The sequence below is a fragment of the Frigidibacter albus genome (genome assembly GCF_009908165.1).
GTDB classification, from domain to species: Bacteria; Pseudomonadota; Alphaproteobacteria; order Rhodobacterales; family Rhodobacteraceae; genus Frigidibacter; species Frigidibacter albus.
Genome location: NZ_JAAAUC010000001.1, coordinates 64,803 through 85,134 on the forward strand (window position 1 = coordinate 64,803; position 20,332 = coordinate 85,134).

Consider the following 20,332-nt stretch of genomic DNA (forward strand, 5'->3'; position numbering starts at 1 on the left):
CATCCCGGGATCATCGCGGTTTTCTGCGGGTGATCCAAGAAGATGACTTGACGCAGTGTCTGTATACTTTGAGCATACACATAACATACAGTCAGAACACGGATTGCACCAGAATGAAGACAGGCAGCTGGACGGTAGGGGTCGATGTGGGTGGCACGTTCACCGACCTTTGCGCCGTGGATCAGCAGACGGGGCAGGTGGCGCTGCACAAGGTCTCCAGCACACCCGCAAATCCGGCCGCCGCGATCATCGCTGGGCTGGAGGGGCTGGCCGCCAAGATCGGCATTGATCTGGCAGACGTCAGCGCGGTTGCGCATGGCACGACCGTGGCGACCAACGCCCTGATCCAGCGCCGGGGTGCGCGCGTGGCGATGGTCACCACCCGCAATTTCCGCGATCTGGTCGAGATCGGGCGCCAGATCCGGCCCAGGATGTATGACCTCAAGGCCGATTTCCCGATGCCGCTGGCCCCGCGCGAGTTGCGGTTCGAGGTGGATGAGCGCGTCGGCCCGGCGGGTGAGGTGATCACTCCGCTGGACATGGCAAGCGTGGACGCAGTGATCGACCGGCTGCGGGCGGAGGAGGTGGAGGCGGTCGCCATCGCCTTCCTCTTCGCCTATCTCAACCCCGCGCATGAGCGGGCGGTGAAGGCCCGCATCGCGGCAGCGCTGCCGGGCGTCGCAATCTCCACCTCGTCCGAGGTGCAGCCGGAATTCCGGGAATATGAACGGTCTTCGACAACCCTGCTGAACGCCTATCTGCAGCCCACCTTTTCGACCTACATGACCACCCTGAAAGACGAAGTGGCGGCGCGCTCGCCGGGCGCGACGCTGGGGGTCAACCAGTCCAACGGCGGGCTGATGTCGGTCGATACCGCCCGCGACTTCCCGATCCGCACGGCACTGTCCGGCCCGGCGGCGGGCGCGATGGGGGCGATTCACACGGCGCGCGCCTCGGGCCTGTCCAGCATCATCACCTTCGATGTCGGCGGGACCAGCGCCGATGTGGCCCTGATCCGCGACCTGCAGGTGAAGCTGTCCTTCGACCGCGATGTGGCGGGCTTCCCGGTGCGGATGCCGATGGTGGATATCAACACGGTCGGCGCGGGCGGCGGCTCGATCGCCTGGCAGGACCGGGACGGGCTGCTGAAGGTCGGCCCGGCCAGTGCCGGCGCGCAGCCGGGGCCCGCCTGCTATGGCCGCGGCGGCACGGACCCCACGGTGACCGATGCGAATGTGGTTCTGGGCCGGCTGTCCACCCGCGGCCTGCTGGGGGGCACCATGTCGCTGGACACGGACGCATCGTTCCGCGTGGTGGGCGGGATGGCGACGCAGCTGGGGCTGAGCGTCGAGCAGGTGGCGCGCGGGATCCTCGAGATCATGTCGGCGAACATGGTGCGGGCGATCCGCGCCATTTCGGTAGAGCGGGGGCATGATCCGCGCGACTTCGTGCTGATGCCGTTCGGCGGGGCAGGGCCCCTTCACGCCGAGGGCTGCGCGCGTGCGCTTGGGATCACCCAGATCCTGATCCCGCTTCTGCCGGGTATCCTGTGCGCGCAGGGTCTGCTGGTGTCCGACCGGTCGGAAAGCTTCGTCCGTTCCAAACGCATCGCCGCGCGGGACGAGAATGCCGGCGCGCTGGCAGAGATGGTCAGCGCGATGCAGGCAGAGGCCGATGACTGGTGGGCGCGCGAGAACATCGCGCCCGCCGACCGCAAGGTGCAGCTGGCCGCCGACATGCGCTATGCCAGCCAGAATTATGAGCTGCAGATCACGCTGGACGCGCTGCCGGGCATCGCCACCCTGAAGCAGATGTTCTTCGCCGCCCATGCGCAGGCCTACGGCTTCTTCAACCCCGACGATCCGGTGGATGTGGTGGCGCTGCGCCTGACCGCCATTGGCACGCGGCCCGCGCTGGAGGCCCCGGCGCAATCGGGCACGGCGACGGCGGCGCCCCAGCCCCGCTCGCACCGCCCGGTGTGGTTCTATGGCGCCGCGCCGATCACCGCGCCCGTCTATGACCGCGCCGATTTCGCGGCGGGCACCACGCTTTCCGGCCCCGCCGTCATCGACCAGTTCGACGCGACGCTGCTGCTGTTCCCCGGCGACACGGCGCGGGTGGACGATGCCCTCAACATCCTAATCCAGCGCGGGAACCTTGACCTGTGAGTGCCACCGTAGATCCCATCACCATCGAAATCGTCACCAGCGCCTTCCGGTCTGTCGTGGACGAGACGTTCATCGCGCTGATGAAAAGCGCCTATTCCACCAACATCAAGGAACGGCACGACCACTCCACCGCCATCTGCGACCGCGACGGGCGGCTGATCGTGCAGGCGGAAATGTCCTTGCCGATCCACATTGCCTCGATGACCGGGCTGATGGAGACGCTGCTTGCCAAGTACCGGCTGGACGAGATCCACGAAGGCGATGTGTTCGTCGCCAATGACCCGCATGTGGCTGGCGGCACGCACCTGCCTGACATCAACTACGCCGCCCCCCTGTTTCTGGAAGGGGAGCTGGTCGGCTTCATCTGCAACATAGCCCACCATGCCGATATCGGCGGCATGGTGCCCGGGTCGATGGCGGGCGGCATGTCGGAAATCTATCAGGAGGGGCTGCGGATCCCGCTGGTACGCCTGTTCCGCAAGGGCGAGCTGCAGCAGGACATTATGGACCTGTTCCTGCTGAACGCCCGCATCCCCGATGAACGCCGGGGCGATCACTTCGCGCAGATTGCCGCCTGCAAGTTGGGGGTGCGCCGCGTGGCCGAGATCGGCACGCGATACTCCCTGCCGCTGATCCGCGAAGTCTGGGACGAGCTGATCCGCCGCACCCATGACCGGATGCGCGCCGCCATCGCCGCGGTTCCCGATGGCGTCTATGCGTTCGAAGACGTGATGGACGATGACGGGCTTGGCACCACCAACATCCCGCTGAAGCTGAAGATCACCGCCACCGGCGACCGCGTGGTGTTCGATCTGCGCGGCTCTGCCCCGCAGGTGCGCGGCAACATCAACCTGCCGCTGAACGCCACCAAGGCGGCGGTGGCCTATGCGCTGCGCACGCTGCTGGACCCCGAGATCGCCAACAACCAGGGCATCATCGACTGCTGCGAGATCGTCGCCGATCCGGGCAGCATCGTGCATTGCCAGGCGCCCGCCCCGGTGGCACAGCGTCTCAACACCTCGCAGCGGTTGGTGGATGTGATCATCGGTGCCTTCGCCCCGGCGATTCCGGGCCGGGTCGTGGGGGCCGCGAACGGGGCCAACACCACAGCGGTGTTTTCGGGCACAGATCCGCGCAACGGCCAGCCCTACCTGTATTTCGAGACGCTTGGAGGGGGTTTTGGCGGGCGCAACGACCGCGACGGCAAGGACGGCGTGCAGGTGCATATCACCAACACCTCGAACCTGCCGATCGAGGCGATCGAGACCGAATACCCCCTGCGCGTCATCAGTTACGGCTTCATCGAGGATTCGGGCGGCGCGGGCCAGTATCGCGGCGGGGCGGGGCTGCGCCGGGTGATCCAGCCCGTGGGCCATGACTGCACCTTCAACGGCGCGGGCGAGCGGTTCTCGAACCCGCCTTGGGGCATCTTCGGCGCAGGACCGGGGGGCACCGGCCGCTTCGTGTTGAACGGCCCCGCCGGCGAGGCGGTGCTGGAGGTGAAACCCTCGGCGGTGGCTGTGCCCGAAGGCAGCTCCGTCACCGTCGAAACCCCCGGATCGGGCGGATACGGCCCCGCCAAGGAACGCAGCGCCGAGGCGGTGGCCGAGGATGCACGGTCCGGCAAATTCTCGGACGGCTTCTTGCGCCGGAACTACCCCGCCCAGATGACTGCCCAGATGACTGCGCGGACCGAACCCGCGTGACCGCACACCCATAACGACAGAGGCGCCAAAGCGCCCGAATGAACCCCAACCTGCCAAATGGTCCCCGGACCGACGGCACCCAACAGGGAAACGACACATGATCACACTCCGCAGCGCCCTTTTCTCGCTTGGCCTTGCCGGTCTTGCAGGGGCCGCATCCGCCCAATCCGTCAGCTGGGATCTGGCGAACGAATACCCGCCGAACTCGGTCCACGCCCAGTCGGCCGACACCTTCATTGCCGCGCTGGCAGAGGTCAGCGCCGGCGACATGGTGGTGACCGCCCATCACGGCGCCGCCCTTGGCTACAAATCGGTGGACCAGTATGACGCTGTGGGGGATGGCGCGGTCGATATCGCGTCATCCTTTGCCACGCCGTGGTCGGGCGTTCACCCGGTCTTCACGCTGTCTTCGATCCCGTTCCTGGCGAAGACCGCGGACGAGAACCGCAAGCTCTATGACATCGCCAAGCCCTATTACGCCGCGGTGCTGGAAGAGGATAACCAGATCCTGCTGTTCGCCACGCCCTGGCCGCCGAGCGGCCTGTGGGGGCGCGAGCCGCTGGATTCGATGGAGGCCATCGCCGGCGTACGCATCCGCACCTATGACGCGAACGGCACGGTCACCTTCGGCAATGCCGGCGCCACCCCGATCCAGCTGTCCTGGGCCGATACCGTGCCGCAGCTGACCACCAACGGCCTCGACGCGGTGCTAACCTCGGCCGATGGCGGCGCGGCATCGCAGCTGTGGGAGCATCAGTCGCACTTCACCGAAGTGAATTATGCGATGCCGCTGCAATTCGTGCACATCAACCGCGATGTCTATGAAGACCTGTCGGACGAACAGAAGGCCTGGGTTGCTGAAGCCGCGGCCACGGCCGAGGCTTTCGGATGGGACCTGCTGGCGAACCGCGTGGGTGAGAATTACGCGCAGATGGAAACGAACGGCATGACCATCGTCAAGGACGTGTCGCCCGAGTACCTTGCCGCGCTTGCGACCGCGGCAGAGCCGACGCTGGTCGACTGGAAACAGAAGCTCGGCGCCGATGCCGAGGCTATCCTGTCTGCCTATGAGGCTGCGAAGTAAGCCATCATGGTCTTCGGGCCGGCTGTCCGCCGGCCCGGGCCTGACCGGGGCGTCCCCACCTTCATCAGCGGAGCGCGAATGAACACCTTCCAGACCGCGGCTTTTGGCCTGTCCCGGTTCTGCGCCGCCCTTGCGGCGCTGATGATCGTGGCGATGACCCTGCATATCCTGATTGAAATCGTGCTGCGAAGCTTCTTCGCGACCTCGACCTTCGTGCTGGATGAGATGGTCGGCTACTGCATCGCGGCGGCGACCTTCCTGTCGCTTGGCTATGCGTTTGAGCATTCCAGCCTCGTGCGCGTCGGGCTGCTGGTCGACAGGCTGTCCGGCCGCCCGCGCCGGGCGCTGGAGGCGTTCTGCGCGCTCGCGACGCTGGCGGTGATGGGGCAGATCACCTGGTATCTGATCAATACCGCCCTGCGCAGCCATGAACGCGGCCGCGTCAGCAGCTCGGTTGCCGAGATCCCGATGTGGATCCCCGAGGCGCTGTGCGCCTTCGGCCTTGCCGCCTTCTGCCTGCAGGTCATCGCCTACCTTCTGCGCCAGATCACCGGCGCGCCCGGCCCGGTGCAGGTGCCCGACGGCGACCTGCAGAACGACCTCTGACCCTTTACGGAGACGCCGATGGACCCCTTTATCGCCGGTGCTGCGCTGACCCTCTTCCTGATCGTGTTTCTGGGAAGCGGCATCTGGATCTTTGCGGGGCTGATCCTCGTCTCGGTTGCGGCGCTGCATTTCCTTGTCGGGATGAACCTTGACCGGATCGGAACAATCGCCTCGTCCATCGCCTATCGCAGCGCGGCGACATGGGAGCTGGCGGCGGTGCCGCTGTTCATCTGGATGGCCGAGCTGATCTTTCGCACCGACGTGTCGGAACGCCTGTTCCGCGGGCTTGTGCCCTTTGTCGACAAGATCCCGGGCCGGCTGCTGCACACCAACGTTCTGGGTTGCACGCTGTTCGCCGCCATCAGCGGATCCTCTGCCGCAACCACCGCGACCGTCGGCAAGATCACCATGGGTGAACTGAGCCGCCGCGGCTACGACACCAAAATTGCTGTTGGCTCTCTCGCCGGGGCGGGCAGCCTCGGCCTGCTGCTGCCGCCTTCGATTGCGATGATCATCTATGGCATTCTCGCCGAGGTCTCGATCAGCCGGCTCTTCGCCGCCGGGGTGCTGCCCGGGCTGCTGGTGGCCGCGCTCTACTCCGCCTACATCATCGTTGTCGCACTGATCCGCCCGGACATCGCGCCCGAGGGCTCGAACCGCTATCGCGCGATGGATTATCTGTTTGCGCTTGGCAACCTGACGCCGATCATGTTCCTGATGACGGTCGTCCTCGGCTCCATCTATTCCGGCATCGCCACCCCGTCCGAGGCGGCCGCGGTCGGGGTCTTTGCCGCCGTGGTGCTGGTCAGCGTGATGGGCAAGATGTCCTTCGCCCTGTTGCGCGACAGCCTGATGGGCACGGTGCGGACCAGCTCGATGGTCTGCATCATCCTTGTATCGGCGGCTCTTCTGTCTACCACCCTCGGCTATCTGCACCTGCCGCAGGAGCTTGGCGCGGCAATCGCATCGCTGGAGCTTGGGCCGGTGGCGCTGATCCTCATCCTCAGCCTGTTCTACCTCGCGCTCGGGATCTTCGTCGACGGCGTGGCGATCATCGTGATGAGCCTGCCAATGACCCTGCCGCTGGCGCTCGCCGCCGGTTATGACCCGATCTGGTACGGGGTTTTTCTGGTGCTGATGATCGAGATCGGAATGCTGACCCCACCCGTGGGCATCAATCTCTTCATCCTGCAGGGCATGACGCGCTGGACCCTGTGGCAGGTCTCGGTCGCGTGCTTCCCGTTCTTCCTGCTGTTCAGCTTTGCCGTTGTGCTGCTGGTGCTGTTCCCCGAGATCGCGCTTTGGTTGCCAAGGGTGCTGTATGGCTGAGGGGCCAGCCCGGCGCCACTCAGGCCCGCATTGACGGGTCCGAGGGTGCAAGCTCGAAGAGCTTGGAAGTGTCGGCATCGTCCAGCTGGCGGTAGCCCGGCACCAGCACCGCCAGCTGCTCCTTGAAGTCGCTGATCAATCGCTCGACCAGTGGCGGCAGTGGCCGGCCCGCCGCGGTGATCACGCCAAAGCGGAACGGAATGTGAAAGCTCAGCGGGATCACGGCGACACCCGCCACGGGCAGGCCTATGGTCGTCAGCGGCTCTACCACCGCCACGCCAAGCCCCTCGCGGGCGAGCGCCATCGACACCGGACTTGAGTTGCTGTCGATCAGCGCCATCGGCGTCACATCGAAGGATCCAAGCGCCTGATTGATCGCAAGGCGCAGTCGGTAGGGGTTATGCGAGGCGATCAGCCGCTCGCCCACCAGATCCTCGGGTGTGATCTCGGCGCGCCCGGCAAGGCGATGGCTGCAGGCCACGACCGCGACGCAGGGCACTTCGGCCGTCCAGTGAACCTCCACACCCGGGTTATCCAGCGGCAACGAGGTCAGCCCGATATCGGCGGTGCGGTCGGCTACGGCCTGGACGATGGCCTCAGCCGCGGCAGTGCGCAGATGGATGCGCGCCGGCGTCTCGTCCGCGGTCAGCCCCGCCAGAACCTTCGGCACCACGCTGGCCGCCAGCGACGGCAGCGAGGCGATCTCGATGGGCTGCGGCGCGGCGCCCGCGATGCCGCGCGCCCGTTCGGCAATGGTGCGAAGCCCGCCAAGGATCATCTCGGCCTGCCCGTAGAACGCCACGCCCTGCTGGGTGGGCGAGATGCGCGGCCCGTTGCGGTGCAGCAGCGGGAAACCTAATTCCGCCTCCAGCTCCTGGATCAGCCGCGTCACCACCGGCTGCGAGCGACCAAGCGCCCGCGCGGCCCCGGTCATAGAGCCGATCGAGATCACCGCGACAAAGGCCTCCAGCTGCCGCGTATCCAGATAGGGGCTCGTCATGGGTTGCATTCGGACCAGATCCCGGAGTTGAGGAATGTCTCGATCATCCGCTGCCACGGCGCGATGTCGAGGTCGTTCGCAACCAGCCAGTCCGGATTGTGGCAGGTTGCGGCATATCGGCCGCCGCTGTCGCAGATCAGGGTGAACAGATCGCTATCTGCGGACCGTCGGCCATCCTGCTCCATCAGTCGAGCATCCTAGCCATCTGTTGCCGCGCGCCACAGGGCCACGCGCGCATCGAACGGGTCGCGGGTGACTTCGGCGCCGCCCGGCGTCAGCCAGATCAGCCGCGGCTCGTCCACGGTATAGCGCGGTGCGGCAACACCGCCGGTGGCCGGCGTCTCGCCCCGGATGAACGACAGCCACAGCTGATGGGTTCGCGCGGCGGCGTGCGGGTCGCTGATGCGCTGTCGCTCGGGGCGGGCGGACTGGTCCATCCCGGGGCGATACCAGACCTCGCCCACTTCGGCCCCATGCGCCGCGCCGGTCTCATCGGCGGCAAGCTCCCCCCACAGGTATTTCCACACCGGCTGATGGTCGGCATGGGCGCGTGCAAAGCGGATCGCCGGGGCCTGAAACACCAGATCCCCGCCGATCGCCCGCCAGAGGCCCTGCGGGCCATGATCCGGCAGCGCCGTGCGGTAGCGGGCGACGATCTGCGCGCCGGTCAGCCCCAGAGGGCGGACGCGCTGGTCCAGCAGCGCGGCGGCACCCCCCCAGGTCAGGTCCGAGGGCACCACGGTGGAATGCGTCAGGTATTCCGCCGTGGTGCAGCCGATCATCATCGGCACCGGCGCCGTCTGACCCCGCAGCGCCGCGGCCTCGGGGTGGTCCGGCAGGCTGTCGCCGTCGATCACCGGCACGAAGGGCACGCCCAGCATCGCCGCGCGCCCGTCGCGGGCTGCGTCGTGGCGGTCATAGCTTTCGTTGCACAGGTCGCGCTGCGCGGCGATCAGCGCCTGCAGCGGCGCGCGGGCAATCCCCAGGGACTCGGTACCAAGCGCCGCTGCCATCCGCCGCGTCAGCTTCGCCGCATCCTCGGGCATCGCCAGCCCGGTCGAGGCGCCCGACTGCGGCATCGCGCGGGCGAACAATCCGCGCGCGGCGGGCATGGCCATCACCGCCGCGACCGCGAAGCCCCCGGCCGAGCGGCCGGCGAAGGTGACTTGCGTGGGATCACCGCCAAAGGACGCGATGTTGCGCTGCACCCAGTCCAGCGCTGCGATCTGGTCCAACAGGCCGCGGTTGTCCGGCTTGCCCGGCAGGCTGAGAAAGCCAAGCGCACCAAGGCGATAGTTCACCGTCACCTCGACCACGCCCGAGGCGGCGAAGGCGCCTGACTGCAGCACGGGTTCATTCGCCGAGCCAACGGCATAGCCCCCCCCGTGGATCCAGACCAGCACCGGCGCCCGGCCAAAGAGGGTGGGCGTCCGGATATTGAGGCTTAGAAAATCTGAGCCCTGTTCCAGATCCGAGGCTGCCGCGGTGCCGACGGGCCCATAGGTGGGCAGCTGCGGACAGACCGGCCCCAGCCGGTCGCAGACCCGCACCCCGGCCCAGGGTTCGACCGGCGCGGGCGCCTCGAAGCGCCGCGCCTCGGTCACCGGCGCGGCATAGGGCACGCCGAGGAAGGCGTAGGTGCCCCCCGGCTCGATCAGGCCCGAGACGCGGCCGGCCTCGGTCTGGACGACAGGCGTCACAGGGCGCGTCTCAGGCCGATCAGCTTCTCGACCGCGATCACCACCACGATGGAAATCGCGATCAGCAGCACCGACAGCGCGGCGATCTGCGGATCGGTCGAAACCTCAAGGTAGTTGTAGATCTCGGTCGGCAGGGTCGAGACCTTCACCGACACGATGAACAGCGAGATCGTCGCCTCGTCGAACGAGATCAGGAAGGCGATGACCCCGCCCGCGATCAGGCCCGGCGCGATCAGCGGCAGGGTGATGCGGCGGAACACCGCGAAGGGGGTGGCGCCATGGACCATCGCCGCCTCTTCCACCCGCCGGTCGACCGACATCAGGCTCATGGTGATGGTGCGGACGGTGTAGGGCACGGTGATGCCAAGATGGGCGAGGATGATGCCGGTATAGCTGTCCAGCAATTGCATCGGGGCCAGCACCAGCATGATCCCCACCGCCAGCACGATATGCGGCACAAGGAAGGGCGCGAGGATCAGGAAGTTGACCCCCTCGCGCCCGCGGAAGCGGTAGCGCACCAGCGCCATCGACAAGAGCGTGCCGATCACCACCGCCGCCAGCCCGACGGCCAGCCCGATCATCACGCTGCGCCCGAAGGCCGAGATGAAGGTCTGGTTGGCGAAGACCTTGGCATAGCTGCCGAATGACAGGCTTTCGGGCGGGAAGGCCAGATACTGGCGGGTGTCGAAGGACACGATCACCACCACAAGGATCGGCGCCAGCAGGAACAGGTAGATCAGCGCGATCAGGCCGTGCCAGAGAAAGCGGGACATGTCAGGCCTCCAACCGGCGCAGGGCGCGTTGATAGATCACGATGACGGACGAAAACAGCGCCAGCAGCACCACCGACAGCGCGGCGGCAAGCGGCCAGTTCAGCGTGACCGTCGCCTCCTGGAACACCTCGGTTCCCAGCACGAAGACCCGGCCGCCACCCATCAGACGCGGTGTCACGAAGGCAGAGATCGCCAGCACGAAGACCAGCAGCGCCCCGGTCAGGATGCCGGGCAGCGACAGCGGCAGGATGATGCGCCAGAACACCCGCAGCTTGCTGGCGCCCAGCATCGAGGCGGCCTCTTCCAGCTGCGGGTTCAGGCGGCCAAAGCCGGCAAGCATCGCCAGAATCGAATAGGGCATCAGGATTTCGACCAGCGCGACGGTGGCGCCGAAGGTGTTGTTGGACAGGCGCACCGGGTCCGTGGTCAGCGACAGTGCCTGCAGCGTGCCGTTGATGACGCCGCGGTCGCCCAGGATCACCATCCAGCCATAGGTCCGCACCACGGCCGAGGTCAGCAGCGGGGCGACGGCCAGCGCGGTCAGCACCCCGCGCCAGCGGCTGGTGCTGCGCGTCAGGAACAGCGCGATCGGATAGGACAGGATCACCGCAAAGAAGCTGACCGTCACCCCAAGCGAGAGGGTGTTCATCGCCACCTTCCAGTAGAAGGGATCGGTCAGCGCGGCATGGTAATGCTCCAGCGTCATCCCGCCGCCAAAGGCGGCCATCGACGAGGTCGAGAACGACGCCCGCGCCAGCCAGATCATCGGCAGCAGGAAGGTGGTCATCAGCGCCAGCAGACCCGGCACCAGCAAGATCAGCAGCATGAAACGGTTCGATCCCGTTATCTGCTGCGCGGGGGCTCCGGTGGCGCTCATGCCGCGGCCTCGGACAAGAAGGTCACGTCGCCGGGGGCCACGGCCAGCGTCACCGTCTCACCCTTGGCAGGCAGGTGGCCGGCATGGGTGTGCAGATCCGCCGTCAGCCGCTTGCCGCCGACGCTGATGCCAAGCGTCAGGATCTGGCCGCGATAGACCAGGCTGTCGACCTGCCCGGTAAAGGCGTTCGGCCCCGGAGCGGCCAGCTTGAAGCGGTGCGGGCGCACCATCAGGTTGACCTGCGAGCCGATACGGGCGGGTGCCTCGAACCGCAGCGGCCCCAAGCCTTCGATCTCGGCCTCGCCCGGCGCGGTCACGCGGCCGGACAGGAAGTTGCCGGCGCCGATGAAGCCCGCGACGAATTCGTTGGCAGGCGCGTCGAAAATCTCGCGCGGGGTGCCGATCTGCTCGATCTTGCCGGCGGACATGACCGCCAGCCGGTCGGCCATCGACAGCGCCTCGTCCTGGTCATGGGTGACGAAGATCGCGGTGACGCCGGTGCGCGACTGGATCTCGCGGATCTCATCGCGCATCTCGTCGCGCAGCTTGGCGTCAAGGTTCGACAGCGGCTCGTCCAGCAGCAGCAGTTCAGGTTCAATCACCAGCGAGCGGGCGATGGCGCAGCGCTGCTGCTGGCCGCCCGAAAGCTGCGTCACCCGCCGGTCGCCCAGATGGCCAAGCTTGACCATATCCAGCGCGCGCTGGACCTTGGGCCCGCGTTCCGAATGCGGGATGCCGCGCATTTCCAGCCCGAAGGCGACATTGCCCGCCACCGTCATATGCGGGAACAGCGCATAGGCCTGAAACACCATACCCATGTTGCGCTTGTGGACCGGGGTTTGCGAAATCTCGCGCCCGTTCAGCTGGATCGCGCCCGAGGTCGGCTCGATCAGCCCGGCAATCATGCGCAGGATCGTGGTCTTGCCGCAGCCCGAAGGCCCCAGCAGCGCCAGCATCTCGCCCTTGGGCAGCGCGAAGCTGACATGGTCGACAGAGGGCGTGGCCGCACCCGGATAGGTTTTCACCAGGTTGTCCACGACGACGTGATGTTCGGACATGGCTCGCCCTCCGTCTGTTTGAGGTCAGTTGAACGCGATGACTTCGCGGTTGATGCGCTGGATCCACTCGGAATAGACCGTGGCGATCCAGGGCCAGTCGAGCGACATCTGCGCCGCCTGCGCCTCGGGCGAGCCATAGATCCGCTCTGCAATTTCGGGGGACAGCTCGACCTTGCTGTTCACCGGGCCGTAGAAGCTTTGCTCGGCGAAGGTCGCTTGCGCCTCGGCGGAGAGGGCGTAGTTGATGAAGGCCTTGGCCGCGTCGGCATGGGCCGAGCCCTCGACCAGGTTGATCGTGTTAGTCTGGCCGATGGAGCCTTCCTTTGGGGCAGACACGCCGATGATGCCGCCCTGGGTGTCATGCAGGTATTGCGAGCGGCCGTTCCAGCAGATCGACAGGTCGACCTCGCCGCTTTGCACGACGGCGTAGCAATCGGGCGCGGGTTCCCAGGTTGAAACGTTGGGGGCGAACTGGTTCATCAGCTCGATGGCCGGGTCGATGCTGTCCTTGTAATCCGCGCCGGCGATCTTGTTCAGGATCGGGATCAGGATCACGCCGCGGGTGTCGGCCAGCTTGGCGGCGATCTTGCCCTTGTATTTGGGGTCCGCGAGGTCGGTCCAGCTGGTCGGCGGTTCGCTGACCGTTTCGGTGTTGTAGAGGATCGTCAGATTGTCCTGGCTGAAGGCGATGGATTTGTCGCCGTCGATGCGCGCCCAGTCAGGCTGATCGGCGAGGTTGGGGACCGAGGCTTCATCGAGCGTGGCGAACAGCCCCTCGCCATTGGCCTTGATCGCCACCGATACGTCGATCAGCGCCACGTCCACCGTCGGGTCCGACCGCTGCAGCGTCAGCAGCGCCAGCGTCTCGGCCGAGTTCTTCGATGGCTGGTAGATGACGTCGATGTCGGGATGGGCCGCCTCGAACGGGGCGATGATGAACTTCTCGTAGTTCTCGGCAAAGACGCCCGAGAAGCCGACGACGTTCAGCGGGGTCTTGTCCTGCGCATGGGCGGCGCCGGAGGCGGCGAGCAGCGCAAGCAGCGATAGGGAGAGGCGTTTCGTCATGGGGGCGGTCTCCTTTGGAGGGTGAGCAGTCAGGCGGTGAGCAATCAGGTGGTGGGGGTCCAGGCGCGGTCGAACAGCGTCAGCCAGTTCAGGCCCAGGACCTTGGTCACGTTCTGCTCGCCCCAGCCGCGGGCGAGCATCCTGCCGGTCATGTTCGGCAGGTCGGTCATCCGGCGGATGCCGGCAGGCTTGTTGATCTTCACGTTGCCGAACTCCGTCAGCTTGCGGGCGGTGCCCTTGTCACGGTTGGCCCAAAGCAGCCAGTCGGACGGGCGCGGCCGGTCGAGCGAGAAATCGGTGCCGATGCCGACATGATCGAAGCCGACAAGGCCGATCACATGTTCCATCGCGTCCAGCACATCCTCGACTGTCGCATCATTCCCGGCCTTCAGCCCCGGCGCGAACAGCGACAGGCCGATCAGCCCGCCCTTTTCGGCGCAGGCGAGGAACAGGTCATCATTCTTGTTGCGCTTCACGTCGTGCAGGGCGCGCGGCAGGATATGGCTGATGCAGACCGGCGCCTTGGAATAGGCGATGGTATCGGCCGAGGTCTTGTCGCCGACATGGCTGAGATCGCACAGCACGCCGAGGCGGTTCATTTCCGACACCACCTCGCGGCCAAAGCCGGTCAGGCCGCTGTCATGCTCTTCCAGATAGCCCGCGCCCGAATAGTTCTGGGTGTTGTAGGTCAGCTGCATGATGTTCACGCCCAGATCCTTGAAGATCTCGACGTAATCCAGCTTGTCCTCCAGCGGCGAGGTGTTCTGCCAGCCCAGGATGATGCCGGTCTTGCCGGCGGCCTTGGCGGCGTGGATATCGGCGACCGTCCTCACCGGGGCAAGGATGTCGGCATTCTCACGCAAGAAGTGCTTCCACATCGACACATAGCCGATGCCTTCCACGAAATTCTCCCACAGCACGGTCGAGACGTTGACGGCGGTGATCCCGCCCGCCCGCATCTCTTCGAAGATCGGCCGCCCCCACAGCGAGGTCTGCAGCCCATCGACGATGACGGCGCCGTCATGAAGGGCCTGCGCCTCGGGGGAAATGGTCCAGCCTTGGGATTCCATCACGCGATCTCCTTCTGCTTGGCCGCTGCCAGCGCCCGCGCCACGAAATCCAGCCGGTCCTGGCCCCAGAACAGCTCGTCATTCAGCACGTAGGTCGGGGTGCCGAAGATCCCGCGATCCTCTGCCTCGGCGAGGTTGGCGTGCCAGTCGGCCACGATATCTGCGGGCTGCGGGTCGCGGACCAGCGCCGCTCCGGCCTCTCCCACCGTGGCCAAGGCGAGCTCGCGCAGCGTGGCAAGATCGGCGATGTCGCGGTCCTCGGCCCAAAGCGCGCGCTGGATGGCGAAAGCGAAATCCGCGACCTCGATCCCGGCCTTTTGCACCGCGATCACCGCCTGCGCCGCCGTCTCGATGGTGCGGCAGGGGTAGAATTTCGGCTTGAGGTTCAACGGAGTGCCCAGATGCTTGCGCCAGCGGTCCAGTTCGACCTCATGGTATTTCTGGCGATAGTCGGGCCGGGTGCGCAGCGGGATGCCGCCATTGGCCTCGATCAGCCGGATCGGGCGATGCACCAGCGTGGCGCCGGCGTCACGGGCGATGGCGACCAGCCGCTGCGCCCCCAGATAGGCCCAGGGGGACGACATGCCGTAGAAGGCCTGAAGGACAGGCTTAGACATAGGAAGGTTCCTCAAGATCGGCATCGGTCCATTCGTCGCCGAAAAGCTCGGGCGTGGCGAAGTCGCGGAAGCGTGCCAAGTGATGCTCTGCGTCCTCGACGAAGAGCGAACGGGCGATGCCTTGCGCGAGGCGCGTCGCGCCATCGCTGATCGCCGGCACGCCGCTGGTGATCTTGCCGTGGCTGGGCACCGCCGGGTAAGCGAAGCAGTGGATATGCGAGACGTTGTCGCCGGGCGCCCGCGGCAGGAATTCGAAGGCGGGGCCGAGATAGGGCATCTGGCCGATGCCGGCATGGTCCATGCCCGGGGCGGGATCATGGGCATCGCGCCACAGCTTGATGCGGCCGTCGAGCGCGGCGAATTCCGGTCGTTCCGACAGATCGGCGGAGAAACCGGTGGCGAAGATGGCGAAATCGACCCTGTAACGGCCCTTGGGGGTGACGACGGTCAGCCCGCCATCTTCGGCCACCAAATCGTCGATCGGGCTGGCGAGATGAAAGCGCGCGCCGGAGTGTCGGCTGACGCGCAGCACGGAATGGCGCGGCGGCGGGATCTGGGCGCGCTCGCCTTCAACCATATAGGCCCATTTCACCGCATCCGGCAGGCCAAGATAGCCGTGGGTCATGCCCGGCGAGCCGATGCCGGTGAACTTATCGATGCGCGGAATGTCGGGGCGGCGCACGAAGATATCGACCTGTGCGGCCCCCGCCTCCAGCGCCGCAGCGGCATTGTCCATCGCCGAGGCGCCTGCGCCGACCACCGCGACGCGGCGGCCCTTCAGCGCGGCCATGTCGATCATGTCGGCGCCATGCGCGACCAGCCGCGGGTCCACGCGCCGGGCAACCTCGGGCAGGGCCGGGGCGCCGAGGCCGTCGAGCCCGGTTGCAAGGACCACGCGGCGGGCCTGGACGGTGCGGGCGCCATCCAGCTGAAGCTCGACAAACGGGCCCCTGGGGATGACGGCGGTGACCTTGGTGTCATTCTCCACCGGCAGGTTCAGCACGCGGCGATACCATAGCAGGTAGTCCATCCACATCTCGCGTGGGGCGAGGGTCATGCGGGTCCAGGCGTCCCGGCCGAACTGCGCCTCGAACCAGGCGCGGAAGGTCAGCGACGGCACGCCAAGCGCCGGGCCGGCGGCCTCCTTGCGGGTGCGCAGCGTCTCCATGCGGGCATAGGTGACCCAGGGCCCCTCGCGCCCGGCGGGGGCACGGTCGAAGGCGCGGGCGTTGAAGATGCCGATGCGGCGCAGGGCTGCCAGTGTCACCAGCCCCATCACACCGCCGCCGATGACCGCGACGTCCAGCACGCCGGGGCGCGGGATCATCCAGTCCTTGGCGGGCTGGCCCAGCCAGAGCAGATCCTCTGCCAGGCGGTCTTCCAGTGCGGCAATCGAATTGGGAATCATCTGGTCACCCGGGTGGCATCTTGTGAGATGATTGTATGCGCTTTCAGTATGCTGCAATCAATATTATGCCAAATACGGATGATAATCCACTTGTTTGCGGTTCGCGCGTTTGGTGAGCATGAAATAGGGGGGACTGCTTGAACTGTGGCGTTTGGGGTGTCGCCTTCGGGCAGCGGACACCAGCTGTTCAGTCCCGGCATTTGGCGCTGCTGCCCGCCACCTGCGTAGAACCCGCGGCTTGCCCGGAAGGGCAGGGACCGCGCACCTTCATGGCATTCGCAACGATGCGGCACAGTTCACCTGCGCTGCCTGCCGCGTCGGCGCCTGAGGTATGGGCTGGTTGCGGGGCGTCGGGAGCCCGGTGAGGCAGGTTGGCCGCCACGCAGCGCCACAGCTGGAGCTTCGCCTATAAATTGGTCACACGCAGAGCTTTTGCGCAAGTATTGGGCTGTTCAGCTCGAACCTCTGCCCTGCCTGCGTGCGCACGTTGCCTCGACCTTCGATCCCGCGGAAACGGAGGCGTCAGGAGGGCCCCGTCATGGCGCGTCTATCCATAATTGTCGTCGAACGCGACCGCGACCGCGCCTTGCGCATCGTCGACGGGCTGATGGCATCTGGTGACCACGCGATTACCGTGATTGCAGAGGAAACGGGCTTGGCTCGCCGCATCGCCGAGCAGAAGCCCGACATCGTGCTGATCGATGTCGCCGACCCTTCTCGGGACGTTCTGGAGGAACTCGCGCTGGTCTCTGGGCCGATGGAACGGCCCGTCGCGATGTTTGTCGATCGTTCAGACGAGCAACTGACCCGGGCTGCCATCGAGGCAGGGGTTTCGGCATATGTCGTCGATGGCCTGCAGCCAGAGCGGATCAAACCGATCCTTGATGCAGCGATTGCACGGTTCCACATGTTTCAGAAGATGCGCGCCGAGCTTGCCGCTACCAAGGCCGCTTTGGAAGAGCGCAAGATCATCGACCGCGCCAAGGCAATCTTGATGAAGGCGAGGGGGATCGACGAAGAAGCCGCATATGCCCTGCTGCGCAAGACGGCGATGGACCAGAAGCGCCGGGTGGCCGACATCGCGCAGCAACTGGTGATGGCGGCGGGGTTGCTGACATGAGCCTGTCAACGCTGCGCCTCGGCTATGTGCCGCTGATCGACGCGGCCCCGCTGATCGTGGCGCGCGAGCTTGGCTTTGACGCCGAAGAAGGGCTGAGCTTTGAGCTGATCCGCCTGCAAAGCTGGGCGCAAAGCCGCGACCTGCTGGGGATGGGTGGCATAGATGCCGCGCATATGCTGGTGCCCTTGCCGATTGCGCAGACCCTTGGTCTGGGCCCGGTCTATCCGCGCTTTGATCTGGTGATGGTGCTGTCGGTGGGCGGGCAGGCGATAGCCGTCAGTGCGGCTCTGGCAGATGCCATGCGGACGCAGGGCCATGGTTTCGGCTTTGGTGACCCACTGGCCGCGCGTGATGCCCTGATCGCAGTGGCGGGCGGGCGCCTGCGCGTGGGGGTGCCGTTCCCGTTTTCGACCCAAGCCGAACTGGTCCGGCGCTGGCTGGCCGGCACCGGCCTTGATGCCGGGGTCAGCATCCACACCGTGCCCCCGCCGCTGATGGCCGATGCGCTGGCCGCAGGCGAGGTCGATGCCTTCTGCGTCGGTGAACCCTGGGCCTCTTATGCTGTGGAACGCGGTGTTGCGGCGCTGGTGCTGGCCGGGCGATCGATCTGGGCATCGCCTCCGGAAAAGGGGCTGGTGCTGACCCGCGACTTCACGGCATCGCGCCCGGAGGAAACCGGCCGCATGATGCGGGCGCTCTGGCGGGCCTGCCGCTGGCTGGACCAACCCGACAACCGGAGCACGGCAGCCGAAATCCTGTCGCGTCCCGATTATCTGAACCTGCCGCCGGAACTGAGCGAGCGCGGCTTGCTGGGGCGACTGCATATCAGCATGTCAGGCGAGGTGCGGCAGTATCCGGGATTCATCCGCTTTCATGACGGAGCCGCGAATTTTCCTTGGCGCAGTCTCGCCGCGCTGCTCGCGCAAAGGATCGCCACGGTACACGGCCTGGATGTGAATTGGGCGATGGATCAGGCGATGGGCTGTTTCCGGACCGATCTTTATCGCCAGCACCTGCGTCAGGCGGGGGCCGATCTGCCCGGCGCATCCGCCCGGATCGAGGGATCGATGCTGCATGCCACGGCAGTTGCGTCGGAAATGGGCCAGATGATTCTGGGCCCGGACGCGTTCTTTGATGGCGAAACATTCGACCCGGCGCTTGCTGCGCGCTGATATTTTGGGCGCGGCCAGCATCGGCTGCGGAAATGCTATGCTGCGCCGCCGAAACACTCGCGCCGCCCTTGAACATGGGCCCTGGGCCCGACAGGATTGAGTCATCGGGCAAGCAACGGCGCTTGCCGGTCACAGATTTCCGCAAAGATGCGGTCCCCCCACATGGCAATGACGCCGCCCATCCTGCGCCCTTCGGGCCAGAGATCGAGGCGGCTTTTTGTCGTTCAGCCAAAGCCTGCCCCGCCCGATGCACCGGGGCCTTAAGCCCGAGGAACCGCTCGATGACCCTGATCCAACCGCCCACTCGCCGCAGCTTCCTGAAATCCGCCATCGGCGCCGCCGCAACGGTCGCGGCCGCCCGCATCGCCCTTCCGGGCGGAGCCTGGGCGGCGACCACCACCCCCGAGGTGACGGGGGCCAAGCTGGGCTACATCGCCCTGACCGACAGCGCCCCTTTGATCATAGCAGTGGAAAAGGGATTCTTCGCCAAGCACGGCATGCCCGACGTGCTGGTGGAAAAGCAGGCAAGCTGGGGGGCCACGCGCGACAACATGACCCTGGGGTCGGCATCGGGCGGCATCGACGGGGGGCACATCTTGCGGCCCAAGGTGCATCTTTATGCCACCGGCAAGGTGATGCAGAACAACCAGCCGCTGCCGATGTACACGTTGATGAATCTCAACGAGGACTGCCAGGGCCTGTCGGTCGCCCAGGCCCTGGCCGAGACCGGCGTCGGTCTCGACAGCGCGCCGCTGCGCGAGGTGTTCGCCGCCAAGCGGGCCGCCGGAACCGAGATCCCGGTTGCGATGACCTTTCCGGGCGGCACGCATGATCTGTGGATGCGCTATTGGCTGGCGGCAGGCGGGATCGATCCGACCAAGGACGTCGACCTGATCGTGGTGCCGCCGCCGCAGATGGTGGCCAACATGAAGGTCGGCAACATGGAGGCCTTTTGCGTAGGCGAGCCCTGGAATGAACAGCTGGTCAACCAGGGCATCGGCTTTACCGCCGCCACGTCGGGCGAACTGTGGAAGCATCACCCCGAAAAGGTTCTCGGGATGCGCGCCGAATGGGTCGACGCCAACCCGAACGCGACCCTTGCCCTGATGATGGCGGTGATGGAGGCGCAGATGTGGTGCGAAGACGCCGCCAACAAGGACGAGATGGCCGAGATCATCGGCCGCCGCCAATGGTACAACGTGCCGGTCAAGGACATCAGCGGTCGCATCAAGGGCGATATCAACTATGGAAACGGGCGCGTCGTCTCGGATCCGACGCTGGCGATGAAGTTCTGGCGCGGCGGGGCGACGTCCTTCCCCTGGAAGTCGCTCGACAGCTGGTTCATCACCGAGAACAAGCGCTGGGGCCATCTGCCGGGCGATCTCGACACCAAGGCGCTGGTCGATGCCACCAATCGCTCTGACCTGTGGCTTCAGGCGGCGGCCGGGCTGGGGTTGGACACCTCCGGCTTTGGCGACAGCCGCGGGATCGAGACCTTCTTCGACGGCAAGAGCTTCGATCCTGCCGACCCCGAAGCCTATCTTGGCAGCCAGTCGATCAAGGCCGTGGCATGATGGGG

The 20,332-nt window shown here is 66.3% G+C and carries 18 protein-coding genes; 8 read left to right on the plus strand and 10 right to left on the minus strand.

The genetic code is table 11. The features are described 5' to 3' along the window. The first annotated feature begins 113 nt into the window (after window positions 1–113). From GVY41_RS00305 to GVY41_RS00325, 5 genes are all read left to right on the plus strand, one after another. Complete coding sequence (locus GVY41_RS00305) at window positions 114–2,168, plus strand: hydantoinase/oxoprolinase family protein (protein WP_161342254.1); 2,055 nt, start codon at window positions 114–116, stop codon at window positions 2,166–2,168. Next, window positions 2,165–3,874 (plus strand): hydantoinase B/oxoprolinase family protein, encoded by a 1,710-nt coding sequence (locus GVY41_RS00310; protein WP_161342256.1) that lies wholly within the window; start codon window positions 2,165–2,167, stop codon window positions 3,872–3,874. Before GVY41_RS00305 ends, GVY41_RS00310 begins: the two co-directional genes overlap by 4 nt. Window positions 3,875–3,971: 97 nt before the next feature. Continuing rightward, window positions 3,972–4,958 (plus strand): TRAP transporter substrate-binding protein, encoded by a 987-nt coding sequence (locus GVY41_RS00315; RefSeq protein ID WP_161342258.1) that lies wholly within the window; start codon window positions 3,972–3,974, stop codon window positions 4,956–4,958. A gap of 78 nt (window positions 4,959–5,036) precedes the next feature. After that, window positions 5,037–5,564, plus strand: coding sequence for a TRAP transporter small permease subunit (locus GVY41_RS00320; RefSeq protein ID WP_161342260.1), 528 nt, complete (start codon window positions 5,037–5,039; stop codon window positions 5,562–5,564). 18 nt (window positions 5,565–5,582) lie between these two features. Then, the gene (locus GVY41_RS00325) at window positions 5,583–6,893 is read left to right on the plus strand and encodes a TRAP transporter large permease (RefSeq protein ID WP_161342262.1); all 1,311 of its coding nucleotides are present in this window, start codon (window positions 5,583–5,585) and stop codon (window positions 6,891–6,893) included. A gap of 19 nt (window positions 6,894–6,912) precedes the next feature. Here the strand turns inward: GVY41_RS00325 and GVY41_RS00330 are convergent, their stop codons facing one another. The 10 genes from GVY41_RS00330 to GVY41_RS00375 are packed head-to-tail and all read right to left on the minus strand — an operon-like array spanning window position 6,913 to window position 16,461. Beyond that, on the minus strand, window positions 6,913–7,902 hold the full coding sequence (locus tag GVY41_RS00330) for a LysR family transcriptional regulator (protein ID WP_202456054.1): 990 nt from the start codon (window positions 7,900–7,902) through the stop codon (window positions 6,913–6,915). Then, on the minus strand, window positions 7,890–8,078 hold the full coding sequence (locus GVY41_RS00335) for a hypothetical protein (RefSeq protein WP_161342264.1): 189 nt from the start codon (window positions 8,076–8,078) through the stop codon (window positions 7,890–7,892). Before GVY41_RS00335 ends, GVY41_RS00330 begins: the two co-directional genes overlap by 13 nt. 12 nt (window positions 8,079–8,090) lie before the next feature. Continuing rightward, a complete protein-coding gene (locus GVY41_RS00340) occupies window positions 8,091–9,593 on the minus strand; it encodes a carboxylesterase/lipase family protein (protein ID WP_161342266.1) in 1,503 nt (500 codons plus the stop codon). Next, window positions 9,590–10,366 carry an ABC transporter permease gene (locus tag GVY41_RS00345; protein ID WP_161342268.1) on the minus strand — a complete coding sequence of 259 codons (777 nt, stop codon included), beginning with the start codon at window positions 10,364–10,366 and terminating at the stop codon, window positions 9,590–9,592. Before GVY41_RS00345 ends, GVY41_RS00340 begins: the two co-directional genes overlap by 4 nt. Window position 10,367: 1 nt before the next feature. Next, window positions 10,368–11,243, minus strand: coding sequence for an ABC transporter permease (locus GVY41_RS00350; protein WP_161342270.1), 876 nt, complete (start codon window positions 11,241–11,243; stop codon window positions 10,368–10,370). Then, window positions 11,240–12,301, minus strand: coding sequence for an ABC transporter ATP-binding protein (locus GVY41_RS00355; protein ID WP_161342272.1), 1,062 nt, complete (start codon window positions 12,299–12,301; stop codon window positions 11,240–11,242). The genes GVY41_RS00350 and GVY41_RS00355 overlap by 4 nt, the downstream gene beginning before the upstream one ends. A gap of 24 nt (window positions 12,302–12,325) precedes the next feature. Continuing rightward, a complete protein-coding gene (locus GVY41_RS00360) occupies window positions 12,326–13,366 on the minus strand; it encodes an ABC transporter substrate-binding protein (RefSeq protein ID WP_161342274.1) in 1,041 nt (346 codons plus the stop codon). 44 nt (window positions 13,367–13,410) lie between these two features. Beyond that, window positions 13,411–14,436, minus strand: coding sequence for a membrane dipeptidase (locus tag GVY41_RS00365; protein ID WP_163535474.1), 1,026 nt, complete (start codon window positions 14,434–14,436; stop codon window positions 13,411–13,413). Beyond that, entirely contained in the window at window positions 14,436–15,053 is a 618-nt protein-coding gene (locus tag GVY41_RS00370; protein ID WP_161342276.1) for a 2-hydroxychromene-2-carboxylate isomerase, read from the minus strand. The genes GVY41_RS00365 and GVY41_RS00370 overlap by 1 nt, the downstream gene beginning before the upstream one ends. Continuing rightward, window positions 15,046–16,461: an NAD(P)-binding domain-containing protein gene (locus GVY41_RS00375; RefSeq protein WP_161342279.1), complete on the minus strand. Its 1,416-nt coding sequence runs from the start codon at window positions 16,459–16,461 to the stop codon at window positions 15,046–15,048. Before GVY41_RS00375 ends, GVY41_RS00370 begins: the two co-directional genes overlap by 8 nt. A 538-nt stretch (window positions 16,462–16,999) precedes the next feature. Between GVY41_RS00375 and GVY41_RS00380 the strand changes: the two genes are divergently transcribed. From GVY41_RS00380 to GVY41_RS00390, 3 genes are all read left to right on the plus strand, one after another. Then, a complete protein-coding gene (locus GVY41_RS00380; protein ID WP_161342281.1) occupies window positions 17,000–17,581 on the plus strand; it encodes an ANTAR domain-containing response regulator in 582 nt (193 codons plus the stop codon). Continuing rightward, window positions 17,578–18,753: a CmpA/NrtA family ABC transporter substrate-binding protein gene (locus GVY41_RS00385; protein WP_161342283.1), complete on the plus strand. Its 1,176-nt coding sequence runs from the start codon at window positions 17,578–17,580 to the stop codon at window positions 18,751–18,753. The genes GVY41_RS00380 and GVY41_RS00385 overlap by 4 nt, the downstream gene beginning before the upstream one ends. 281 nt (window positions 18,754–19,034) lie before the next feature. Further along, window positions 19,035–20,327, plus strand: a complete 1,293-nt coding sequence (locus GVY41_RS00390; protein WP_161342285.1) for a CmpA/NrtA family ABC transporter substrate-binding protein — start codon at window positions 19,035–19,037, stop codon at window positions 20,325–20,327. Window positions 20,328–20,332 lie beyond the last annotated feature (5 nt).